This window comes from Bradyrhizobium sp. KZN70725, from assembly GCF_055264925.1.
The window spans coordinates 1-3134 of the sequence record NZ_JBUYWT010000139.1 but is presented as its reverse complement, the minus strand read 5'-3'; the positions used below and the strand labels follow the sequence as shown (position 1 = coordinate 3134).

The 3134-nt window shown below is 62.3% G+C and carries 3 protein-coding genes and 1 pseudogene; 1 reads left to right on the top strand and 3 read right to left on the bottom strand.

The features are described 5' to 3' along the window. The first annotated feature begins 138 nt into the window (after positions 1 to 138). Positions 139 to 576: a hypothetical protein gene (locus ACZBJS_RS42115; RefSeq protein ID WP_092090658.1), complete on the top strand. Its 438-nt coding sequence runs from the start codon at positions 139 to 141 to the stop codon at positions 574 to 576. Here ACZBJS_RS42115 and tnpC read toward each other — a convergent pair. The 3 genes and pseudogenes from tnpC to tnpA all read right to left on the bottom strand — a co-directional run bounded on the left by tnpC (position 577) and on the right by tnpA (position 3007). Then, positions 577 to 2159 (bottom strand): annotated as a pseudogene (gene tnpC, locus ACZBJS_RS42110) (IS66 family transposase). Between the two features lie 99 nt (positions 2160 to 2258). Then, on the bottom strand, positions 2259 to 2609 hold the full coding sequence (gene tnpB / locus ACZBJS_RS42105) for an IS66 family insertion sequence element accessory protein TnpB (protein ID WP_229180212.1): 351 nt from the start codon (positions 2607 to 2609) through the stop codon (positions 2259 to 2261). Then, positions 2606 to 3007 carry an IS66-like element accessory protein TnpA gene (gene tnpA, locus ACZBJS_RS42100; RefSeq protein WP_176937312.1) on the bottom strand — a complete coding sequence of 134 codons (402 nt, stop codon included), beginning with the start codon at positions 3005 to 3007 and terminating at the stop codon, positions 2606 to 2608. Before tnpA ends, tnpB begins: the two co-directional genes overlap by 4 nt. Positions 3008 to 3134 lie beyond the last annotated feature (127 nt).

The following is a 3134-nucleotide window of genomic DNA, read 5'->3' as shown; positions in this document are numbered from 1 at the left end:
GTGAGCGTCACGAAGGGATCACCGGTGCCCGGGCTTGACTTGCGCGGAATGCTCTGGATAGCGCGGTTGGGATGATTGACGCTGCCGTTGCGCGGTGATGGGGTGATCTCGGTTCGGAGCGGGCAACGGGGGATCAGAATGACCGGCGAGTCGCAGCTGCGCGAGAAGCTTCGGAAGATCGAGGCGTTGTTCGTGGGTGCCGGAACTGCTGGTGAGCGCCTTGCGGCGGAAGCGGCGCTGCGGCGGGTGCGGGCCCGAGTCGAGGAACTCGCTCGCCACGATCCACCGATCGAACAGCAATTCTCACTTCCCGACCAGTGGTCGCGGCATCTGTTTCTGGCGCTTTGCCGCCGGTATGGGCTGCGGCCGTTTCGTTATCGCCGCCAGCGACGCAACACGGTGATGGTCCGCGCGTCGCGGGGCTTCGTCGACAAGATCCTGTTGCCGGAGTTCACCGAGCTGGAGAGGGCGCTGCAAGTCTATCTGCACGAGGTGACGCTGCGCGTGATCCGCGAAGAGATTTATGACGACACCAGCGACGCGCAGGAAGTTCCAGACGCTCTGCCGTCGAACTGATCAGGCGGCGAGCTTTGCTTCCGAACCATCGCGCTCGGCCTTCCAATTCCACGGCAGCAGCGTGTGCAGCTGATTGATCTTGGTGCGTCCAGAGGCGATGCGCTCGAGAACGTCGGTCAGATAGTGCCGTGGGTCGATATCTTGTAGCTTTGCCGAGTTGATGAGCGACGCGAGAATGGCCCATGTCTCGGCGCCGCCTTCGCTGCCCGCGAACAAATAGTTCTTCTTTCCAAGCCCTATCGGCTTGATGCTGCGCTCGACCGTATTGTTGTCTATTTCAATGCGTCCGTCATCGATAAAGCGCGTCAGGCCGTCCCAATGGTTGAGGGTGTAGCGGATGGCTTTGCCCAAACCGGACTTCTTCGAGACTTCCAACAGCCGCGCCTCGAGCCAGGGCTTGAAGTCCTCGATCAGCGGTCTGGTGTCGGATTGTCGCACCGCAGCTCGCCGCGTCGCCGGCAAACCGCGAATGCGATCCTCAACGGCGTAAAACATCGCGATCCGCTGCAGCGCTTCCGCGGCAATCGGCGATTTCGTCGCGACGTGGACGTCCCAGAACTTCCGCCGCGCATGCGCGAAGCAGAACGCTAGTTGTACCAGACGGCCACCGTTCTTGATCAGCCCCTTGTAAGCGGCGTAACCGTCAACCTGCAGGATGCCGTTATATCTCTAAACAGCTGCTTGGCGCGGATCGCCTTGCGATCCTCGGCGAACACGTAGACCACCGCTGGCGGCGCAGGGCCGCCCCATGGGCGGTCATCGGTGGCGATCGCCCAGAACTGGCAGACTTTGGTTCTGCCACGGCCGGGATCGAGAACTGGCAGCGGCGTCTCGTCGGCAAACAGCCGCGGGTAGGACATCACCGAGTGGCGCAACAGCGTGTGAAGCGGCTTCAGCCACCAGGCGACGCGGCCCATCCACGAGGCTAGCGTTTGCCGGTCGAGCGTGATGCCTTGGGCGGCAAACATCTGTTCCTGGCGATACAGCGGCAGCTGGTAGCCGTATTTCATGACCGCGACGTGGGCCAGCAAGGCTTCCGTCACCATTCCACCGTCGATCGCCTGGGCCGGCGCGGGTGCCTGTACCACACCCTGGCGGCAGCCCCGGCAGCCGTACCGCGGACGCACGGTGCGCTTGACCCGGTACTGCATCGGAATGATGTCGAAGGCTTCCTTGACGGTCTCCCCGATCTTGTGCAGCTGCTCGCCGCAGCAGGGGCAGATGTGGCCCTCGATATCGATCACGACATCGATGCGCGGCAAATGCTCCGGAAGCTTCCCCCGGTTGCGTCGTGCCGGTCGCTTTCCACGGCCCTCCGCTCCGTCAGGCAGCCTGCCTCCGGTCACGTCGTCGTTGGCGGCGGCATGAGCCGCCTGTGCCCTGATGCTGAAGAGAGATAGCTGTCCGATATCCAGTGTCTCGGAGCGCGGACCGAAGATCGTGCGCTTGTACTGGGACAGGATCATCAGGAGCTTGTCGTTCTCCTGGATCGCAGCGTCGCGTTGGGCGATCGCTGCATCACGCGCGGTCGCCAGCGTGCTGCATTCCTCCGACAACGCCGCAAGCCGTGACGAAAGCGCCATCACGGTTTGTCGGAGCAATGCTGGATCGGAAGGCAAATCACTCATGCAGAGTGATTCTACAACAACTCTGCATGAGTGACGAACGCCTCTTGATAATGATCAACCTGCTCGTACCGGCTGATCCACAGCTCGCATCGGCACATGCTTCCAGTCCGAGCCATCGAGCAGGACCGAGAGCTGAGCATGAGATAGCGACATGACGCCTTCCTTGATCGGCGGCCAGGTGAACTGCCCCTCGATTCTTTTGTAGTAAAGGACAAGGCCGCTTCCATCCCAGGTCAGGATCTTCACGCGATCTCGGCGCTTGGAGCGGAAGACATAAAGTCCGCCGTCGAACGGATTGGCTCCAAAGGCCTCGCTCACCAGCATCGCCAGCGAGTCCATGCCGCGGCGGAAATCGACCGGCTGCGTCGCAATCCAGATCGACAACCCAGCTCGAAGCCCGATCATCGACCAACCGTCCCAACCGCCGCCAGCACCTCGCACAGTACCTGCCGGTCGACTGTCCCTCTGACACGGATACGAACCGCGCCGACCTCAATCTCGATCGTCGCCGGCTCCTCCCTCTGGCCGCCACAGCTGGTGATCGCGACCGGGACAAAGCCAGGTGGCATGCCTCTGTCCCCGTGCTCCGCGACCTGCGCCGGCGTGCTCTGGCGACGCCAGAGAAACAACAGGCTTGGACTGATGTCGTGTCGCCGCGCCACCGCCGACACGCTTGCACCCGGCGCAAAACTCTCCGCGACAATCGTCGCCTTTGCATCGGTCGACCAGCGCCGACGCCGGCCCGTCCCGGTGATGATCTCGACACGCTGCAGCGTGTCGGCGCCGTGTTCGAGGATAGGCATATGCCTATCCTTATCGCTATCCTTACGACTATCCTTGGACATTGTGACCTCGCGACAAACCATTCCGCGAGATCTTCCTAGCCGACCAGATCAACCCTCAGCGTGTGGTCTCTGCATGACGCTCACG